Origin of the sequence: Streptomyces niphimycinicus (genome assembly GCF_018883605.1) — a bacterium.
GTDB lineage: Bacteria > Actinomycetota > Actinomycetes > Streptomycetales > Streptomycetaceae > Streptomyces > Streptomyces niphimycinicus.
This window is the reverse complement of record NZ_JAHLEM010000401.1, coordinates 1-2752: the sequence shown is the minus strand read 5'-3', so window position 1 is coordinate 2752 and position 2752 is coordinate 1. Positions and strand designations below refer to the sequence as shown.

Below are 2752 nucleotides of genomic sequence, written 5' to 3'. Positions count from 1 at the left end.
TGCTGAAGGTTCTGGCGGACATCGCGCCGCGTTCCTCCGAGGTGCCGTTCTATTCGACGGTTTCCGGTGAGCTGGTGGACACGGCCGGTCTGGATGCCGAGTACTGGTACCGCAACCTGCGGCAGACCGTCGAGCTGGAAGCCACTACCCGCACCCTGCTCGACAGCGGGCATGATGTGTTCATCGAGGTGAGCCCGCATCCGGTGCTTACCCTTCCGGTGCAGCAGACGGTGGAGGCCGCCGAGGCCCAGGCCGTGGTCATCGGCACGCTGCGGCGCGACGAGGGCGGCCTGGAGCGATTCCTGACCTCGATCGCCGAGCTGCATGTCAATGGGGCCGGTGTCGACTGGCCGACGGTGTTCGCCGGACAGGGCGCCCGTCAGATCGACCTGCCCACCTACGCCTTCCAGCGGCAGCGGTACTGGCCGGAGCCTGCCGACGACGCCGGGTTCGGCAACGCCCCGGTGTCCGAGGCCGACGCGGTGGACGCCCGGTTCTGGGATGCCGTCGAGCGCGAGGACCTCGAGGGACTGGCGCAGACGCTGGAGCTCGACGGGGAGGCGCCGCTGAGCGCGGTGCTGCCCGCCCTGTCGTCGTACCGGCGCGGCAGGCGTGACCGCTCGACCGTCGACAACTGGCGCTACCGGATCAACTGGAAGCCCCTGATCGACCAGCCGTCGTCCGGCTCCGAGCAGGAGCAGGGCGCCCCGATCACCGGTACCTGGATGGTCGTCGTCCCGCCGGTCGACGCCGCCCGTGAACTGGCGGAGCGCATCGCGCGGGACGTGGAGCGCCACGGTGCCCGCATGGTGCGGGTCGACCTGGACGACACGGAGCCGGAGCGGTCGTCGCTGACCGAACTCCTCCGGGACGCGGCCCCCCGCGTGCTCTCCGCGGACGGTTCCGAGCAGGAGGGGACGCTCGCGATCGACGGAGTGCTCTCCCTGCTCGCGCTCGACGAGGAGGCACTCGCCGAACACCCGGGCGTTCCGCGCGGCTTCGCCGGCACCGTGACCCTGGTCCAGGCGCTGAGCGACATCGACATCGATGTGCCGCTCTGGCTCGCCACCACCGGAGCCGTGTCCGTGGGCCGCTCCGACCGGGTCGGCAGCGTCAGGCAGTCCCTGGTATGGGGTCTGGGCCGAGTGGTCGGCCTGGAGTACGCACAGCGGTGGGGCGGTCTCGTCGACCTTCCCGAGTCGCCGGACGCGATCGACGACCGGGTGCTGAACCGTCTGGTCGGCCTGATCGGGCGCTCCGGTGACGAGGACCAGGTCGCGGTGCGCGCCTCCGGGATCTTCGGCCGGCGGCTCGTCCGGGCGCCCTTGGGCGACGCCAGGCCGGCTCGTACCTGGCAGCCTGGCGGCAGTGTCCTGATCACCGGTGGTACCGGTGCCCTCGGTGGTCGCCTCGCCCGCTGGCTTGCCCGTGGCGGCGCCGAGCACCTGGTGCTGACGAGCCGTCGCGGCCTGGACGCCCCCGGCGCGGCCGAGCTGCGGGACGAGCTGACCGCTCTCGGCGTGCGGGTCACCGTCGCGGCGTGTGACGCCGCCGACCGTGGCGCGTTGCGGGAGCTCCTCGACGGGCTGCCCGCGGAGTACCCGCTGACCGCGGTGGTGCACGCGGCCGGTGTGCTGGACGACGGCCTCATCGACACCCTCACCGTCCCCAGGACGCAGGGTGTCTTCCGGCCCAAGGTGGACGCCGTGGTGAACCTCCACGAGCTGACCCAGGACCTGGATCTGTCCGCGTTCATCCTCTTCTCCTCCTACGCCGGAACCGTCGGTGGTGCCGGTCAGGGCAGCTACGCCGCCGCGAACGCCTTCCTCGACGCCCTGGCGCAGCAGCGCCGGGCCCAGGGGCTGGCCGCGACCTCGGTGGCATGGGGTGCCTGGGGCGGCGGCGGTCTGGTCGACGACGCCACCTCGGCCCAGCTCAAGCGGCGCGGTATGCCGCCGCTGGTGCCCGAACTCGCCGTCGACGCCCTTCAGCAGGCGCTCGATCACGACGAGGTCGACGTCACCGTCGCCGACGTGGACTGGGAGCGCTACGCCCCCGGCTTCGCCTCGGCCCGGCCGCGTCCGCTGCTGAACGAGCTGCCGGAGGTGCGGCAGGCCCTGGAGGCGGCGCAGGCCGAGCTGGGCGCGGCACTCTCCGGGCTGGCCGAGCGCCTCGAGGGGCTGTCGGCCGTCGAACGCGAGGCGGAGGTGCTCGACCTCGTCAGGTCCCAGGCCGCCGAGGTGATCGGGTACCCGAGCGCCGACGCGGTGGAGCCGGACCGGGCCTTCAGGGACATCGGGTTCGACTCGCTGACCGCGGTGGAGCTGCGCAACGGCCTCAGCACGGCCGCCGGTGTGAACCTGCCGGTCACCGTGGCCTTCGACTACCCGACACCGACCGTGCTCGCCCGTTTCATCCTGGGTGAGGTGCAGGGCACCGACCCCGCGCCGGTGGACGACCTGCCGGTGGCGACGGGCACAGTCGTGGACGACGATCCGATCGCGATCGTGTCGATGAGCTGCCGCTTCCCCGGTGGGGTGCGCACTCCCGAGGACCTGTGGCGACTGGTCTCCGAGGGCAGCGACGTGATCAGCGCCTACCCGACCAACCGTGGCTGGGACCTCGACGACCTCTACGACCCGGACCCGGAGAACACGGGCACCAGCTACGCGAGCGGCGGCGGCTTCGTCTACGACGCCGACGAATTCGACCCGGTGTTCTTCGGGATCGCCCCCCGCGAGGCGCTGACCAT

The 2752-nt window shown here is 72.1% G+C and carries 1 protein-coding gene; it reads left to right on the top strand.

Annotated elements, in window-relative coordinates; all coding sequences use genetic code 11:
- The coding region (locus KN815_RS30470; protein WP_216345094.1) for an SDR family NAD(P)-dependent oxidoreductase at positions 1-2752 on the top strand (2752 nt) is incomplete at both ends.